Annotated in this window: 12 protein-coding genes; 7 read left to right on the forward strand and 5 right to left on the reverse strand. The window is 72.8% G+C overall.

Going from position 1 to position 15,684, the window contains the following annotated elements:
- The first annotated feature begins 113 nt into the window (after positions 1-113).
- Positions 114-1,082, forward strand: coding sequence for an aldo/keto reductase (locus tag OIE75_RS37465; protein WP_329473573.1), 969 nt, complete (start codon positions 114-116; stop codon positions 1,080-1,082).
- A gap of 16 nt (positions 1,083-1,098) precedes the next feature.
- Here the strand turns inward: OIE75_RS37465 and OIE75_RS37470 are convergent, their stop codons facing one another.
- Positions 1,099-1,767 (reverse strand): DUF4232 domain-containing protein, encoded by a 669-nt coding sequence (locus tag OIE75_RS37470; protein WP_307016763.1) that lies wholly within the window; start codon positions 1,765-1,767, stop codon positions 1,099-1,101.
- A 106-nt stretch (positions 1,768-1,873) separates the two neighbouring features.
- Positions 1,874-4,252: a SpoIIE family protein phosphatase gene (locus tag OIE75_RS37475; protein WP_329473574.1), complete on the reverse strand. Its 2,379-nt coding sequence runs from the start codon at positions 4,250-4,252 to the stop codon at positions 1,874-1,876.
- A gap of 255 nt (positions 4,253-4,507) precedes the next feature.
- Here OIE75_RS37475 and OIE75_RS37480 point away from each other — a divergent pair, with 255 nt between their 5' ends.
- From OIE75_RS37480 to OIE75_RS37500, 5 genes are all read left to right on the forward strand, one after another.
- Entirely contained in the window at positions 4,508-7,594 is a 3,087-nt protein-coding gene (locus OIE75_RS37480) for a glycoside hydrolase family 2 TIM barrel-domain containing protein (protein WP_329473575.1), read from the forward strand.
- Between the two features lie 142 nt (positions 7,595-7,736).
- Positions 7,737-9,980 carry a glycoside hydrolase family 9 protein gene (locus OIE75_RS37485; RefSeq protein ID WP_329473576.1) on the forward strand — a complete coding sequence of 748 codons (2,244 nt, stop codon included), beginning with the start codon at positions 7,737-7,739 and terminating at the stop codon, positions 9,978-9,980.
- Positions 9,981-10,068: 88 nt separating this feature from the next.
- Complete coding sequence (locus OIE75_RS37490) at positions 10,069-10,317, forward strand: hypothetical protein (protein ID WP_307016768.1); 249 nt, start codon at positions 10,069-10,071, stop codon at positions 10,315-10,317.
- Positions 10,318-10,320: 3 nt separating this feature from the next.
- Positions 10,321-10,698, forward strand: a complete 378-nt coding sequence (locus OIE75_RS37495; RefSeq protein WP_307016769.1) for a toxin Doc — start codon at positions 10,321-10,323, stop codon at positions 10,696-10,698.
- A 316-nt stretch (positions 10,699-11,014) separates the two neighbouring features.
- Complete coding sequence (locus tag OIE75_RS37500) at positions 11,015-12,622, forward strand: RICIN domain-containing protein (RefSeq protein WP_329473577.1); 1,608 nt, start codon at positions 11,015-11,017, stop codon at positions 12,620-12,622.
- Between the two features lie 58 nt (positions 12,623-12,680).
- On the opposite strand, the gene OIE75_RS37505 is transcribed toward OIE75_RS37500, so the two are convergent.
- Positions 12,681-13,850, reverse strand: coding sequence for a lactate 2-monooxygenase (locus tag OIE75_RS37505; RefSeq protein WP_329473578.1), 1,170 nt, complete (start codon positions 13,848-13,850; stop codon positions 12,681-12,683).
- Between the two features lie 359 nt (positions 13,851-14,209).
- Between OIE75_RS37505 and OIE75_RS37510 the strand changes: the two genes are divergently transcribed.
- Entirely contained in the window at positions 14,210-14,644 is a 435-nt protein-coding gene (locus OIE75_RS37510; protein WP_329473579.1) for a protease inhibitor, read from the forward strand.
- A 155-nt stretch (positions 14,645-14,799) separates the two neighbouring features.
- Here OIE75_RS37510 and OIE75_RS37515 read toward each other — a convergent pair whose 3' ends face one another.
- Both OIE75_RS37515 and OIE75_RS37520 read right to left on the reverse strand, forming a co-directional pair.
- Positions 14,800-15,045 carry a CDGSH iron-sulfur domain-containing protein gene (locus OIE75_RS37515; RefSeq protein WP_307016775.1) on the reverse strand — a complete coding sequence of 82 codons (246 nt, stop codon included), beginning with the start codon at positions 15,043-15,045 and terminating at the stop codon, positions 14,800-14,802.
- On the reverse strand, positions 15,026-15,670 hold the full coding sequence (locus OIE75_RS37520; protein ID WP_329474148.1) for a HemK2/MTQ2 family protein methyltransferase: 645 nt from the start codon (positions 15,668-15,670) through the stop codon (positions 15,026-15,028). Before OIE75_RS37520 ends, OIE75_RS37515 begins: the two co-directional genes overlap by 20 nt.
- Between the last annotated feature and the right edge of the window lie 14 nt (positions 15,671-15,684).

Raw genomic sequence — 15,684 nt, forward strand, 5'->3', positions numbered from 1 at the left:
CCGAAAAGCTAGCCGTGGGCGTTATCGGCGGAATATCGGGGCCGGGGTTCGAGCGCGCGCGAAGACGTACGCTCGCCCTGGTACGGATGATCCGGAAGACAGGAGCAGCAACGATGCAGTACGTGAAGCTCGGTTCGACGGGCCTGGACGTGTCGCGGATCTGCCTGGGCTGCATGACGTACGGAGTCTCGGACCGCGGCACGCACGAGTGGACGCTCGACGAGGAGGCATCGCGTCCGCTCGTCCGGCAGGCGCTGGAGGCCGGCATCACCTTCTTCGACACCGCCAACGTCTACTCCGACGGCACCAGTGAGGAGATCGTCGGCAAGGCGCTGCGAGACTTCGCCCGCCGTGACGACATCGTGCTCGCGACCAAGGTCAACGGCCGGATGCGTCCCGGACCCAACGGGGCCGGCCTGTCCCGCAAGGCGATCATGACCGAGATCGACCACAGCCTCCGGCGGCTGGGCACCGACTACGTCGACCTCTACCAGATCCACCGCTACGACCAGGACACCCCGGTCGAGGAGACGATGGAGGCCCTGCACGACCTGGTGAAGGCGGGCAAGGTCCGTTACATCGGGGCCAGTTCGATGTACGCCTGGCAGTTCTCCAAGATGCAGTACACCGCCGAGCGGCACGGCTGGACGAGGTTCGTGTCGATGCAGAACCACTACAACCTCGTCTACCGCGAGGAGGAGCGCGAGATGCTGCCCCTCTGCGCGGACCAGGGCGTCGGCGTGCTGCCCTGGAGCCCGCTCGCCCGCGGCCGGCTCACCCGCGACTGGGACACCGCCACCGAGCGCAGCGCCACCGACAACTTCGGCAGCACCCTCTACCAGGAGGGCGACCGAGCCGTGGTCGAGGCCGTCACCCGCATCGCCGCCGAGCGCGGAGTACCGCGCGCCCAGGTCGCCCTCGCCTGGCTGCTGCACCAGGACACGGTGACCGCGCCGATCGTCGGCGCGTCGAAGCCGGGGCACCTCGAGGACGCCGTGGCAGCGGTGGAACTGACGCTCAGTGAGAAGGAGACCGAGGAGCTGGAGCGCCCCTACGCGCCCCACCCGATCGCCGGCCACTGATCCCGCAACGGGCGCCTCAGGGGCCCGTGCCCGCCTCCAGGGCGGTGACGGACACCGACGACTCGTCGCCGCCCACCGGGACCTCACCGGCCGTCCACTTCACCTTGAGGGGATCGTGCTCGTCCGGCGGGGTGACGAGCAGGGCCGCCGGGGTGGCCGTGCGGGCGCCGCTGATCTGCGGGCTGGAGAACGACAGCCCGGCCCAGGCGCTCTCGCCCGGCGTCAGCGTGACGGTGCGCGGGGAGGCGGGCGTGCGTTCCGGGTCCGGGCCCAACTGCTTGCCGGACGCGTCCAGGAAGGCGGCGCCGGGATGGCCGTACAACGTGCAGGTGCGGTCGGCGGTGTTGGTCAGCACCACCGGGAAGTTCCGCTGGCCGGCGCCCGGGTCGACGCGGCCGACCGTGGCGCGCAGCTCGGAGGTGTGGCAGCGGCCGTCGGTACGGCCCGAGGCGGAGGCCGACCCCGCGGTGTCGCTCGGCGCGGCGCCGACCGCGGGCGCGGTGTCGGTCGCGGTACCGGGGTCCGTCGCGGCCCCGGGGTCCGTACCGGTCGTGCGGGCGGACTCGGCGGGCCGCGGGGTGCTCGACGTACCGCTCTCGGTGCCGCAGGCGCTCAGCAGGCCGAGAAGCGCGGCCCCGCTCGCGAGCAGGGCCGTCCGGCGCAGCGGCTGGGACGTGTTCGCCATCGCTTTCCACACTCCCGTCAGGTCTCGCGCACAGCGCGCCCCGACGCGGCGCCGTACGCCCTGTTCCCCACGGGTGTCCCGTCACACCGCCCGGGAAACGGGGGCCTCATTCCTCGTCGAGCAGCCCCAGCTCCGCCCAGATCGTCTTGCCGTCGGTCGTGTGCCGGCTGCCCCAGCGCTGGGTGAGCTGGGCGACCAGCAGCAGGCCGCGCCCGCCCTCGTCCCAGGTCTTGGCCCGGCGCAGGTGGGGCGCGGTGTGGCTGGTGTCGGAGACCTCGCAGATCAGCGTGGCCGCGTCGTGGATCAGCCGCAGCCGGATGGGCGGGGAGCCGTACCGGATGGCGTTGGTGACCAGCTCGCTCACCACCAGTTCGGCGGTGAAGGACGCCTCCAGCAGGCTCCAGGTGGACAGCTGTTCGAGGACCTGCTTGCGCACCGGGGCGACCAGCGAGGGGTCGGCGGGGATGTCCCAGGTGGCGACCTGTCCGGCGGGCAGCCCCCGGGTGCGGGCCAGCAGCAGTGCCACGTCGTCGGCCGCGCTGCCCGACGGGAGCAGGGTGCGCAGCACGCGGTCGCAGGTGACGTCCAGGGAGTCGGCCGGGGTCGACAGCGCCTCGCGGAGCAGCGACTGGCCGGCGTCGGCGTCCCGGTCCCGGCTCTCGACCAGGCCGTCGGTGTAGAGCGCCAGCACGCTGCCCTCGCGCAGCTCCAGCTCAGCAGACTCGAACGGCAGCCCGCCCACGCCCAGCGGCGGCCCCGAGGGCAGCTCGAGCAGCCGGGGCGGTCCGTGGGGCGGTACCAGGACGGGCGCCGGATGCCCGGCCCGGGCCAGGGCGCACTGCCGCGAGACCGGGTCGTACACCGCGTACAGGCAGGTGGCGCCGACCTCGCCCGCGCTGTCCTCGCCCGACTCCTCGGAGAGCCGGACCACCAGGTCGTCGAGGTGGGTGAGCAGTTCCTCGGGTGTCAGGTCGATGTCGGCGAGGGTGCGGACGGCGGTGCGCAGCCGGCCCATCGTCGCCGACGCCTGGATGCCGTGGCCGACGACGTCCCCGACGACCACGGCCACCCGCATCCCGGACAGCGGGATGACGTCGAACCAGTCGCCGCCGACTCCCGCGCGGGCGGCCGGCAGGTAGCGGGAGGCCGCCTCCACCGCGGCGGTGGGCGGCAGCCACCGGGGGAGCAGGCTGCGCTGGAGGGTGAGCGTGGCCTCGCGCTCGCGGGAGTAGCGGCGGGCGTTGTCGATGCAGACGGCGGCGCGGGCGGTGACCTCCTCGGCCAGCAGGACGTCGTCGTGGGTGAACGGGTAGGGGCGCCGGAACCGGGTGAAGACCGCCACGCCGAGGGTGGTGCCGCGGGCCTGGAGCGGCACCGACATCAGGGAGTGGACGCCGAACTCCCGCACCCGCTGGAGCCGGACCGGGTCCCACTCCAGCCAGTGTTCGAGGTCGCCGGAGGTCTCCGAGGCCACGATCGCCTGGCCCGAGAGCAGGCACTCGGCCTGTGGCGAACCGGCCGGGTAGACGTCCAGTTCGCCGGTCTCGGCCACCGCCGGCGGGTGGTCCGGGGTGACCGACCGCTGGGCCGTCCTGCGCAATGCCACCGGCGGTTCGACCACGGTGGCGGGCTCGCCGCCGTTCTCGCGCGGGTCCAGCAGGTCGACGGTGACGAGGTCGGCGAGTGCGGGCACGCACACGTCCGCCAGTTCCTGTGCCGTACGGGTGACGTCGAGGGTGCTGCCGATGCGCACGCTGGCCTCGTTGACCAGTTGCAGCCGCTGCCGGGCGAGGTGCTGCTCGGTGAAGTCGTGGGCGCTCACGCAGACGCCGATCACGCGGCCGTCCGGGGCGGTCAGGGGTGCGACCCGCGCGTTCCACGCGTGGGCGCGGCTCTCGCCGACGGCCCTGAGATGGGTCTGCATGTCGGACCGGCGGCCGGTCTCCAGGACCTGCCGCATGTGCCGCTCGAGTTCGCTGTTCTGCCGACGGCTGCTGATGTCGGTGGCCCGCAGGCCGCGCAGCCCGTCCCGCGGAAGTCCCACGAGCTGTGCCATCGCGTCGTTTACTCCGCGCAGCAGGAGCCGGTCATCGAAGATCATCATGGCGCAGGGTGACTGGGTGAGCGCCGCTCTGACCAGAGGGTCGTCCGCAGGCTCGGGGTTCACCTCCAGGGGCGCCGCGGCGAGCCAGGTGTCCGGCGAGCCGTCCTGCGACGGTCTGCGGTGGGCGAGCACCCACACCGACACGGTGTGCCCGTCCCGGTGCCGCAGCTCCAGGGTGCCGCTCCACTGGTCGGCGTCGAGGCCGGGGGGAGCGGGTTCGGCGCCGTCGGCCAGCAGCGCGGCGGCGGGGCGTCCGACGACGTCGGCGGCGGGGTGGCCGAGCAGCAGGTGGGCGCCCTCGTTCCACTCCCGCAAGGTGCCGGAGTCGTCCACTACGACGCGGGCGGTGGCGGCATCGTCGAACGGGTTGACCGGACTCATCGTCGCCACTCCATTGCGCACACCCACTGTGAACAGCGCGTCACCTGCTTCCCAGCCTAGTGCGTCCGGGCCCCGTGCGGACCCGAACCACCGGGCCCACGCTGCTCCATGGCCGCGGGGCCACCGGGCGGGTCGGGACACCCGCGACAGAAAGTGCTTTCCGTGGCCTTGACGAGCGCGTATGCCAGGACGTCAGAATCTGTTTGGTCACGATCAGTTGTGAGTACTTCTGGGCCCCGATGAGGGAGATGCGTCATGACGGTCACGCGCAGATCGGTACTGATCGCCTCCGCGGCCACGCCCGCGGCCGGGGCGGTCCTCGCCGCCCCCACGGCGTCGGCCGCGGACGCGACGGGTGGTGCCCCGGGCCGCCGGACCGTCGCCCTGCGCGACGGCTGGCGCTTCCGGCTCGCCGATCCCGACGGGGCCGCCGACGGTTCCACCGCCCCCGCCGACCCCGCGTACGACGACGCGGCATGGCGGGAGGTCGCCGTCCCGCACGACTGGAGCATCGAACAGACGCCCACCACCGAGCACGGCACCACCAGCGGGACCGGCTTCCTGCCCGGCGGCCTCGGCTGGTACCGGCTCGCCTTCACCCTGCCGCCAGCCCTGTCCGGCAAGCGGATCTCGGTCGAGTTCGACGGCGTCTACATGGACGCCCGCGTCCACTGCAACGGCCGGGAGGCCGGCCGCCACCCCTACGGCTACACCGGATTCGCCCTCGACCTGACCGACCTGGTGCACACCGACGGCCGCACCGAGAACGTCCTCGCGGTGCAGGTGCGCAACCGGCTGCCGAGCAGCCGCTGGTACTCCGGCAGCGGCATCTACCGCGAGGCCCGCCTCGTGGTCACCGAGCCCGTGCACGTACGGCGCTGGGGCACGTACGTCACCACGCCCCGGGTGAGCGCGGAACGCGCCGTCGTCCGGGTGGAGACGGCCGTCGTCAACACCTCGGGCGCCGCGCGCGAGGTCGAGGTCAGGTCGTCCGTCGAGGACGCCGACGGACGCACGGTGGCCCGGGCCGCCTCCACGGCCCGGGTGACCGACGAGGCGAGCGAGACCCACGAACTCACCGTCGCCCGCCCCCGGACCTGGGACTTCGCGGACCCGCACCGGTACATCCTGCACACCGAACTGCGCGTCGCCGGCCGGACCGTCGACACCTACCGCACCCCCTTCGGCATCCGCACCTGCCGCGTCGACCCCGAGGAGGGCTTCCACCTCAACGGGAGGTACGCCAAGATCAAGGGCGTCGACCTCCACCACGACCTCGGCGCACTCGGCGCCGCCGTCAGCGCCGACGCGATCCGCCGCCAGATGACGATCATGAAGTCGATGGGCGTCAACGCCTTCCGCACCTCCCACAACCCGCCCTCGCCCGAGATGATCGAGGTCTGCGAGGAACTGGGCATCGTGATGCTGGTGGAGGCATTCGACTGCTGGCGCACCGGCAAGAACCCCTACGACTACGGCCGCTTCTTCAACGAGTGGTGCGAGCGCGACGCCACCGAGATGGTGCTCGCGGCCCGCAACTCGCCCGCCGTCGTCATGTGGTCTATCGGCAACGAGGTCCCCGACTCCACCTCCACCGCCGGACTCGCCATGGCCGACCGGATCATCGACGCGATCCGGGCCGCCGACGCCACCCGGCCGCTCGTCATCGGCTCCGACAAGTACCGCGGAATGCCGGCCAAGGGCTCCGCGGCCGACCTCATGCTGGCCAAGCTGGACGGACTGGGCCTCAACTACAACACCGCCAAGTCCGTCGACGACCTGCACGCGGCCTACCCGCACCTCTTCCTCTTCGAGTCCGAGTCGTCGTCCGAGACCTCCACGCGCGGCACCTACCAGGAGCCGGAGCGCCTGAACACCGGCGAGAACCACACCCCGGGACGCCGGGCCACCTCGTCCTACGACAACAACCTCGCCTCCTGGACCATGAGCGGCGAGTACGGCCACAAGAAGGACCGGGACCGCAGGTGGTTCGCCGGCCAGTTCCTGTGGTCCGGCATCGACTACATCGGGGAACCCACGCCGTACGACGTCTTCCCGGTCAAGGCGTCCTTCTTCGGCGCGGTCGACACCGCCGGCTTCCCGAAGGACATGTACCACCTGTTCCGCAGCCAGTGGACGGACGAGCCCATGGTCCACCTGCTGCCGGAGACCTGGAACCACCGCGAGGGCGACACCGTGGAGGTATGGGCGTACGCCAACGTCGACACGGTCGAGCTGTTCCTGAACGGGCGGTCCCTCGGTACCCGCCGGTTCGACACCAAGCGGACCGCCGACGGCCGGACGTACCTGGAGACCACCGAGGCCACCGGTGACGACAAGACCTTCACCGACGGCCCCTACCCGGGCAGCTACACCAGCCCCACCGGCAGCGCCGGCAAGCTCCACCTGACCTGGCGGGTGCCCTTCGAGCCGGGGGAGCTGAAGGCCGTCGCCCGGCGCGAGGGCAGGACCGTCGCCACCGACGTCCTGCGCACCGCCGGGGAGGCACACGCCGTACGCCTCACCCCGGACCGCGAGACCGTCGCCGCCGACGGCCGGTCCCTGGTCTTCGTGACCGCCGAGGTGGTCGACCGGCACGGCGTGCTGGTGCCCGGCGCCGAGCACCTGATCACCTTCGACGTCGCGGGCGGCTCACTGGCCGGACTCGACAACGGCCGCCAGGAGAGCGCCGAGCGCTACCAGGCCAGTACCCGCACCGCCTTCCACGGCAAGGCGCTCGCCATCGTGCGCTCCGGCACCCGGCCCGGCGTGCTGCGGGTGTCCGCCCGCGCGCACGGCCTGCGCACGGGCACGGCGACCGTGGGCGCCCGGCGGGCGCCGGACCCGGCGACCACACCCGCGCCCGAGTTCCGCCCCGAGCACCCCGCGCCCGTGGACCACCCGCACGCGGACGCGAGCTACTCCGGCCGCCCCGACACCCTCCCCGCCGCCATGATCGACGGTGACCCCGCGACCGGCTGGTCCAACGGCTTCCGCAAGGCGGCCACCGCCCTGCTGCCCGCCTTCGACGGCGCCCGCCCAGAGGACTGGATCTCGCTCGCCCACGGCCGCACCCGCCGCTACGGCCGGATCGAGGTCTCCTTCACGGTCGACGACGCGCACAGCCTGCCCGCGGCCGTCGAGGTCGCCGTCTGGGACGGCCGCGCCTGGCGGGCGGCCGGGGGCACCGAGACCGACTGGGCCACGTCGTCCGACGCGCCCACCGTGGTCACCTTCGACGCGGTACGGGGCTCGGGTGTCCGTCTCACGCTGACCAGCCGGCACCCCGGAGAGGTGCGGGGCGCCATCCGCGTCAGCCGCCTGGAGGCGCCCGCCGTCTGAGCCGTCACGCGCCGGTCCGGACGGGAAACCAGTTCCGTCCGGACCGTTGACGGCATGTCATGTCTGCCACAAGCATGGCCTGCGACCGCATTTGGGAGCGCTCCCATCACGGCGAGCGCCACCTCCCCCGAGGAGCCCGGACGTGAAAAGACGCAGAACCGCGCTCATCTCCCTGACGGCCCTGCTGGCTGCGGCCGTCACCGCGCTGCCCGCCGCACCGGCCGGGGCCGACGAGACCGAGCAGGTCAGCAACGGCACCTTCGACAACGGCACCGCATCCTGGTGGGCCGGCAGCAACGTCACGGCTGCGGTGTCCGACGGCCGCCTGTGCGCCGACGCGCCCGGCGGCACCAGCAACCGCTGGGACGCCGCGATCGGCCAGAACGACATCACCCTGGTCGCGGGGGAGTCGTACCGGTTCTCCTTCACCGCGACCGGCACGCCCGCCGACCACGTGGTCCGCGCGATCGTCGGCCTGTCGGTCGCCCCGTACGACACGTACTACGAGGTCAGCCCGCAGCTCAGCGTCTCCGGCGACACCTACGCGTACACCTTCACCTCGCCCGTCGACACCACCCAGGGCCAGGTCGGCTTCCAGCTCGGCGGCACGCCCGACGCCTGGCGGTTCTGCGTGGACGACGTGTCCCTGCTGGGCGGCGTGGAGCCCGAGCCGCACGTCCCCGACACCGGACCGCGGGTCCGCGTCAACCAGGTCGGCTACCTGCCCGCCGGACCGAAGAACGCCACCCTCGTCACCGACGCGACCGCCGCCCTGCCCTGGCAGCTCAAGGACGCCGGCGGCCGGGTCGTCGCCCACGGCCGCAGCACGCCGCGCGGCGTGGACGCCTCCTCCGGACAGAACGTTCACTCGATCGACTTCGGCGGCCACAGGAAACGCGGCGAGGGCTACACGCTGACCGCCGACGGCGAGACCAGCCGCCCGTTCGACATCGGCACGGCCGCCTACGAACGGCTGCGCACCGACTCCGCGAAGTACTACTACACGCAGCGCAGCGGCGTCGCCATCAGCGACGGACTCCGCCCCGGCTACGGCCGCCCCGCCGGGCACGTGGGCGTGGCACCCAACCTGGGCGACACCGAGGTGCCCTGCCAGCCCGGCGTGTGCGACTACAGCCTCGACGTCTCCGGCGGCTGGTACGACGCCGGCGACCACGGCAAGTACGTCGTCAACGGCGGCATCTCCACCTGGGAGCTGCTGAGCACCCACGAGCGCTCGCTGCACGCCCGGACCGGGGAACCCGCGAAGCTCGGTGACGGCACCCTCGACATCCCCGAGAGCGGCAACAAGGTGCCGGACGTCCTCGACGAGGCCCGCTGGGAACTGGAGTTCCTGCTGAAGATGCAGGTACCCGAGGGGCAGCCGCTGGCCGGCATGGCCCATCACAAGATCCACGACGAGCAGTGGACCGGGCTGCCGCTGCTGCCGAGCGACGACCCGCAGAAGCGCGAACTCCACCCGCCGACCACCGCGGCGACCCTGAACCTGGCGGCGACGGCCGCACAGGCGGCCCGCCTGTACCGCTCGTACGACCGGGACTTCGCCGCGAAGGCGCTGGACGCCGCCCGCACCGCCTGGGCGGCGGCGCTGGCCCACCCGGACGTGCTCGCCGACGAGAGCGACGGCATCGGCGGCGGCGCCTACCCCGACAGCCGGGTCGACGACGAGTTCTACTGGGCCGCGGCCGAGCTGTACCTGACCACGGGGGAGCGGGACTTCAAGGAGTACGTGCTGAACTCCCCGGTCCACACCGCCGACATCTTCGGCCCGATCGGCTTCGACTGGGCGCGCACGGCGGCGGCCGCCCGGCTGGACCTGGCGACCGTCCCGAACCGGCTCCCCGGCCGCGACGAGGTGCGCCGCTCCGTCGTCCGCGGCGCCGACGGCTACCTGGCGACCCTGCGGGCGCACCCGTACGGCATGCCCTACGCGCCCGACGGCAACCTGTACGACTGGGGCTCAAGCCACCAGGTCCTGAACAACGCCGTCGTCCTCGCCACCGCCTACGACATCACCGGCGGCTCCAAGTACCGTGACGGCGCCGTCCAGAGCATGGACTACATCCTGGGCCGCAACGCGCTGAACATGTCGTACGTCACCGGGTACGGCGAGGTCAACGCGCACAACCAGCACAGCCGCTGGTACGCCCACCAGCTCGACCCCGCGCTGCCCAGCCCGCCCGACGGCACCCTGTCCGGCGGGCCGAACTCGAGCATTCAGGACCCCTACGCGCAGAGCAAGCTCCAGGGCTGTGTCGGCCAGTTCTGCTTCATCGACGACATCCAGTCCTGGTCGACCAACGAGCACACGATCAACTGGAACGCCGCGCTGGCCCGGATGGCCTCCTTCGTGGCGGACCAGGGCTGACCGCCTGCATGCCCGTCGCGGTACCGCCTCCTTGTGGCTCTGACCTGGGTCTATTTACGGGTCAGTACCGGAGCGGTACCGTGGGGGCATGCCAGCTCTGAACGTGGAGTTCAGCGACCGCGAGCTCGAGGACCTGCGGCAGATCGCCAAGGAACGCGGTACGTCGATGAAGGCGCTCGTGCGGGACGCGGCCGCCGCCGACATAGCCCGGCACCGGGCACTGCAGGAGGGGGCGGAGGCGTTCCGCCGGTTCTTCTCGGCCCACGCCGACGAATTCGCGGCCGCCTTTCCCGACGACGAAGCACCGCCCGTCCGGGGCGAGGGGCGGGCCGCCTGACCCATGTCCCCGGTCCTGCACATCGACGTGCCGTGGCTGCTTCAGCGCCACGAGGAAGTGCTGCCGGAGCAGCCCACGGTCAACGACTTCTCCGCACTGGTGGCCGCCGTCGCCCGGCACCGCGTGGACCCGCCCCGCCTCGGGGTGGACTCCGACCCGGCCTGGCGGGCCGCCGCGCTGCTGCACACCCTCGCCGTCCTCAAGCCGCTGCCCTCGGCCAACGCGCGCTTCGCCTGTGCGACGGCCGTGGCCTACATGTTCGCCGCCGGCACCGGCATCGACCCGCCCTACGGCGCCCTGGTCGACCTCGCGCGCGACCTGATGTCCGGCAAGGCCGACGTCTACGCCGCGGCGGACCGGCTGCGCTCCTGGCAGATCTGACCCGGGGTTCGCACGCGCGCGCGGAGAATACGGAAAGTCGTTGCGCGTTTCATGAGTTGCGACGGAATCTGACCTTCTTTCAAAGGCGAGCCGATGTTGCCCGCTCGCCTTGTTGACCATGAGTGGTTTGTGCGAGAGTGAAGCACCCGTGCGGGGGGTAAAGGCCGGGTCTCGCACGCGCTTTGAAGGACCAGGTTCGATTTCGCCATGGCGAATTCACGCTCCCCACACCGCGCCCAAGAGGTACACACCAATCCGGGGTCCCTTTTCGGCGATCGGAACGTCTGAGTCACAGCGCGTGGGAAGGAACATCTCAGTGCCCACCCCCCACCCCCCTCGTCCCGCGTACCCGCCCCCGGGCGGGGATCCCGGGGCGTCCGACGAGTTGCTGGCCGCGCGGCTCAGGGACGGCCCGGAGAACGAGGCCGCCCGGGTAGCCGCGCTGCTGATGGCACGCCACTGGCAGCCCGCGCACGACTACGCGACCATCTGCCTCGCCACGTCGACCCAGGTCACCGCCATGGTCACGGCCGCCGCCTGGCACCGGGTGCTGGACCGTCTCGCCGAGGGCGAGCCGGCCACCGCGCTGCGTCCGCGCCTGCTGGTCGCCGTGCGCGACACGGTCCGCCAGTGGGCCGCCGACCCGGACACCTCCGGTGTACTGCCGCAGTTGCTCAAGCCCGCCGGCGGACGCGGCATGCTGGCGGCCAAGTCCCTGACCCCGGAAAACCGGACCCTGGCCGCGCGGGCATTCTCCTCCCTTCCCGGACCGGCCCGTTGTTTGCTGTGGCACACGGAGGTCGAAGGCGAGTCCATAAGTGTCCCAGCCGGTCTCCTCGGCATGGATACCGACACCGCGTCGGCCACCCTCGAACAAGCGCGTGAGAAATTCCGCGAGGGTTGTCTGCACGCCCACAGGCAGCTCGCGCCGAGCCAGGACTGCCGCTTCCACAGCCGCCTGCTCGACGTGCCGATCCGCCGGGGCGGAGCCCTGCTGCCGGATGTCCGCAAGCACCTGGTCGACTGCCGCCACTGCCGGCACGCGGCCGATCAACTCGGCCACTTCGAGCGGGAACTGGGCACGCTGATCGCCGAAGCGGTGCTCGGCTGGGGAGCCCGGCGCTATCTCGACTCCCGTCCCGGCCGGGCCACGCTGGGCGGCCTCACCAAGGGCTCCGCCCGGCACCGGGGCGGACGCACCGGGCTGCTGGCCCGCATCCCCGTCCCCGTGCGCCGGGCCCCGGGCCGTCCCGGTTCCGGCCGGTCGCCGCTCCGGCAGCTCGGCGCCGCCTCCGCCGGAGTGCTCGCCATCGTGCTGGTGGTCAGTGTGTGGTCGTACGACGGCGGCGGCGCCGATCCGGCCGCCTCCACCAGTGCCGTCGGCGGCGACGGCGAGACGTCCGCCACCAGCCGCCCCAAACCGCCCGGCGCGGCCGGGCTGCCCACGGGCGCCGACCGGACCCGGCTGCGGAACGTGGGCGCCGACCTGTGCCTCGACGTCCGCGGCGAGCCGAAGGCCGGGACGGGCGCCCGCCTGGCGGCGTGCTCCGAGGCGTGGACCCAGCAGTGGACCTACGAGGACGACGGGCTGCTGCGCAGCGTCGCCGACCCGGGGCTGTGTCTCGACTCGCAGGCGGACGCCGGAGTCGTCATTCTCGGTACCTGCGCCGACGAGGGCACCGAGCGGGGCGACGACGTGCGGTACGACCTGACCGACCGGGGGCGGCTGATCCCGCGCCGGGAGCGGCAGCTCGCCCTCGCCGCCACCGCCGTCGCACCCGGTGCCGACGTCGTGGTCAAGCTGCACGACGGCTCGGACGTCCAGCGCTGGCGCAGCGACCCGCTGCCGACGGCGGAGGGCTCCCTGTCGATCGCCCGCACCGACGGCCCGCCCGCCCGCTCGGTGGAACTGCCCGGCGGCTGAGCCCGTCGGGCGGCCGGCGAGGCCGGGTGTGGTCCGTCCGGGCGCCGTCGCCGTCGGACTACACCGGGCCCTCGACGAGGTCGGCGGGGCCCGGGGTGGCCGGGGAGGCGTGGCCGGACAGGGCCAGGGTGAGGTCGAGTTCGGCGAGCAGGCAGCGGACGACGTGCTCGACGCCCGCCTGTCCGTCCAGGCCCAGACCGTAGACGTAGGGGCGGCCGAGGAGCACCGCGCGGGCGCCGAGCGCGAGTGCCTTGAAGACGTCGTCGCCGGTGCGGACGCCGCTGTCGAAGAGCACGGTGAGCCGGTCGCCGACCGCCTCCGCCACCCGGGGCAGCGCGTCGGCCGCAGCGACCGCGCCGGCCACCTGGCGGCCGCCGTGGTTGGACACCACCACGCCGTCCATTCCGGCGTCGGCGGCGAGCCGGGCGTCGTCCGGGTGCAGGACGCCCTTGAGGACGATCGGCCCGTCCCAGTTCTCCCGCAGGAACGCCAGGTCCGGCCAGGACTTGGCGGGATCGGAGAACATGCCGACGAAATGCATCACCGCCGCGTTCGGATCCTCGTGCACCGGCTTGGCCAGACCCGCCAGGAACGCCGGGTCGGAGAAGTAGTTCGCGGTGCCCACGCCGTGCAGGAACGGCAGATACGCCCGGTCGAGGTCGCGCGGGCGCCAGGACAGCAGCGGTGTGTCCAGCGTGACGAACAGCGCGCCGTACCCGGCCGCCTTCGCCCGGTCCAGGAAACTGCGGGCCACCTCGCGGTCCTTGGGCCAGTACAGCTGGAACCAGCGCTCGGCGTCGCCCATCGCCTCGGCCACCTGCTCCATGGGCGTGCTGGACGCCGAGGACAGGATGTACGGCACGCCCTGCGCGGCGGAGGCCCGGGCCGCCGCCGGCTCCGCGTCCGGGTGCATGATCGACAGGACGCCCACCGGGGCCAGCGCCAGCGGCGCCGGCAGCGGCCGCCCCAGCACCTCGACCGAGAGGTCGCGCTCGTGCACGTCCCGCAGCATGCGCGGGACGATCCGCCGCCGGTCCAGCGCCGCCCGGTTGGCGCGTGCGGTGCTGCCGTCCCCCGCGCTGCCGGCGACGTACCCGACGGGGCCGGGGCCCAGCCGGTGCTCGGCCAGCTCCTCCAGCCGGGTCAGGTCGGTGGGGAGCCTCGGCACGGCCCCCGTCATGCCGTTCAGGTAGATCTCGTACTGGAAGTCCGCCCAGTGCTTCGCCATCCCACGTCGCCTCTCGTCGTCGAGTTCGCGTCGCCAGCACCGTACTCGCTGGTATGCCGGGGTCGTCCGCCAGGGTGAACAGGCATGTTTCGGGGGTGTTTCAGGCCGATTGGCGAACGCTTGGATCACGCCATTCGGCCAGTTCAAGCCTCAAGAACCGATCAAGAACCGCTCTGTTCCGGACTTGGAACGTTCGAATTCTGTGACTTCGAGCCACTGATTCAATACGCAAGGTTACCGAAATCCAGGGGGTCGAGATGAGTTTCGGTGCCGGACTCGGCAGACTCGCGCTCGCCGTTCCGGCACCAACCGAGCCGGGCCGGCATCAACACCCTCGAAAGAGCGGAAGGATGCACACAATGCGGAACACCGCGCGCTGGGCAGCGACTCTGGGCCTGACGGCCACCGCCGTCTGCGGGCCCCTCGCCGGGGCGTCACTCGCCTCCCCGGCCCCCGCCCCCGCGTCGCTCTACGCCCCCTCGGCCCTGGTGCTGACGGTGGGTCACGGAGAGAGCGCTGCCACCACTTCACCGCTCCGCGCGGTCACTCTCACCTGCGCCCCGACGGCCACCGGGACCCACCCCGCGGCCGACGCGGCCTGCGCCGAACTCCGCCACGCCGGTGGCGACTTCGACGCCCTGTCCGCCGCCGACGGGGTGATGTGCACGCGGGAGTACGCCCCCGTGACCGTCACCGTCGACGGAGTCTGGCAGGGCCGGCGCCTCTCCTACGAGCGGACCTTCGCCAACGAGTGCGTGAAGAACGCGGGCAGCGCGAGCGTCTTCACGTTCTGAGGGACCGGGGCCGCCCGGCCCGTGCGGCGTGACTGGCTGCTCGCTACTGGGGAGTGCGAGCGCCACCGTACGGGCCCGCGGTCCCGCACCGGGGGCGGCGGACGGAGTGGGGCCGTCCGCCGTCCTCCCGGTACGAGCGAGCGTCACAGCGGGACTCAGTCCGCCGTCGGCCCGTCGCCCGGCCCGGCGGATCTGGCGCGGTGGCTGGTGTCGCACCAGGGGAAGCGCCGGCTGCGCCGGCAGGTGCACAGCGCGACCCGGAAGCGGTCGGAGAACACCGTGGTCCCGTCCTCCAGTTCCACCTCCACCGGGCCCTCCACCAGGAGCGGCCCCTGCCGCTGGACCTTGACCCGGCGAGCGGCACCGGGCGTACGGGCGTCGTCAGACGGGGAGTTCGGCACGGACGACCACCAACTCCTCCTCGTTCTCGGCCAAGGGCAGCAGTCCGCGCTGCCGCAGCCAGCGCTCCCGGCCGCGCACCACCGGACCGAACGCGATCCGCCGCCGCCGGACCACCGCGGCCTTCAGTCCCGCCTCGCGCAGCAGAGCGACGGTGCGGCCGGGATCGCTGAGCCCCGACTGCACGAGCAGCAGCACTCCGCCGGGCCGCAGCATGGCGGGCGCCTCACGGCAGATCCGGTCCAGCACCAGCCTCCCGTCGCGGCCCGCGTCCCAGGCCCGGGCCGCACCGCGCGGGCGACGCCCGCCGGCCGGGGAGGGCACGTACGGCGGATTGGCCAGCACGAGGTCGAACGACGCGCCGCGCACCGGGGTGAAGAGATTGCCGTGCAGGACGCGGATCCGCAGCCCCGCACGGGCGGCGTTCAGCCGCGCGGCCCACACCGCGCGCCACGACACGTCCACCGCGGTCACCCGGCCGCCCCGCACCGCCGCGGCCAGCGCGAGCGCACCGGTGCCGGTCCCCACGTCGAGGACCGCCGCACCCGGGGAAAACGACTCACCGGACAGCACCCCGGCCAGCAGGGCGGTGTCCTCCTGGGGGGCGTAGACGCCCGGCAGCACCATGAAATTCACGTCAG

The sequence above is a fragment of the Streptomyces sp. NBC_01723 genome, from assembly GCF_036246005.1.
Taxonomy (GTDB): domain Bacteria; phylum Actinomycetota; class Actinomycetes; order Streptomycetales; family Streptomycetaceae; genus Streptomyces.

What these genes read in the sequence shown, in the direction of transcription:
- OIE75_RS37490 (WP_307016768.1), top strand. Translation starts at nt 10,069, where the DNA reads ATGCCAGCTCTGAACGTGGAGTTCAGCGACCGCGAGCTCGAGGACCTG.
- OIE75_RS37470 (WP_307016763.1), bottom strand. Translation starts at nt 1,767, where the DNA reads ATGGCGAACACGTCCCAGCCGCTGCGCCGGACGGCCCTGCTCGCGAGC.
- OIE75_RS37475 (WP_329473574.1), bottom strand. Translation starts at nt 4,252, where the DNA reads ATGAGTCCGGTCAACCCGTTCGACGATGCCGCCACCGCCCGCGTCGTA.
- OIE75_RS37465 (WP_329473573.1), top strand. Translation starts at nt 114, where the DNA reads ATGCAGTACGTGAAGCTCGGTTCGACGGGCCTGGACGTGTCGCGGATC.
- OIE75_RS37510 (WP_329473579.1), top strand. Translation starts at nt 14,210, where the DNA reads ATGCGGAACACCGCGCGCTGGGCAGCGACTCTGGGCCTGACGGCCACC.
- OIE75_RS37505 (WP_329473578.1), bottom strand. Translation starts at nt 13,850, where the DNA reads ATGGCGAAGCACTGGGCGGACTTCCAGTACGAGATCTACCTGAACGGC.
- OIE75_RS37480 (WP_329473575.1), top strand. Translation starts at nt 4,508, where the DNA reads ATGACGGTCACGCGCAGATCGGTACTGATCGCCTCCGCGGCCACGCCC.
- OIE75_RS37495 (WP_307016769.1), top strand. Translation starts at nt 10,321, where the DNA reads ATGTCCCCGGTCCTGCACATCGACGTGCCGTGGCTGCTTCAGCGCCAC.
- OIE75_RS37520 (WP_329474148.1), bottom strand. Translation starts at nt 15,670, where the DNA reads ATGGTGCTGCCGGGCGTCTACGCCCCCCAGGAGGACACCGCCCTGCTG.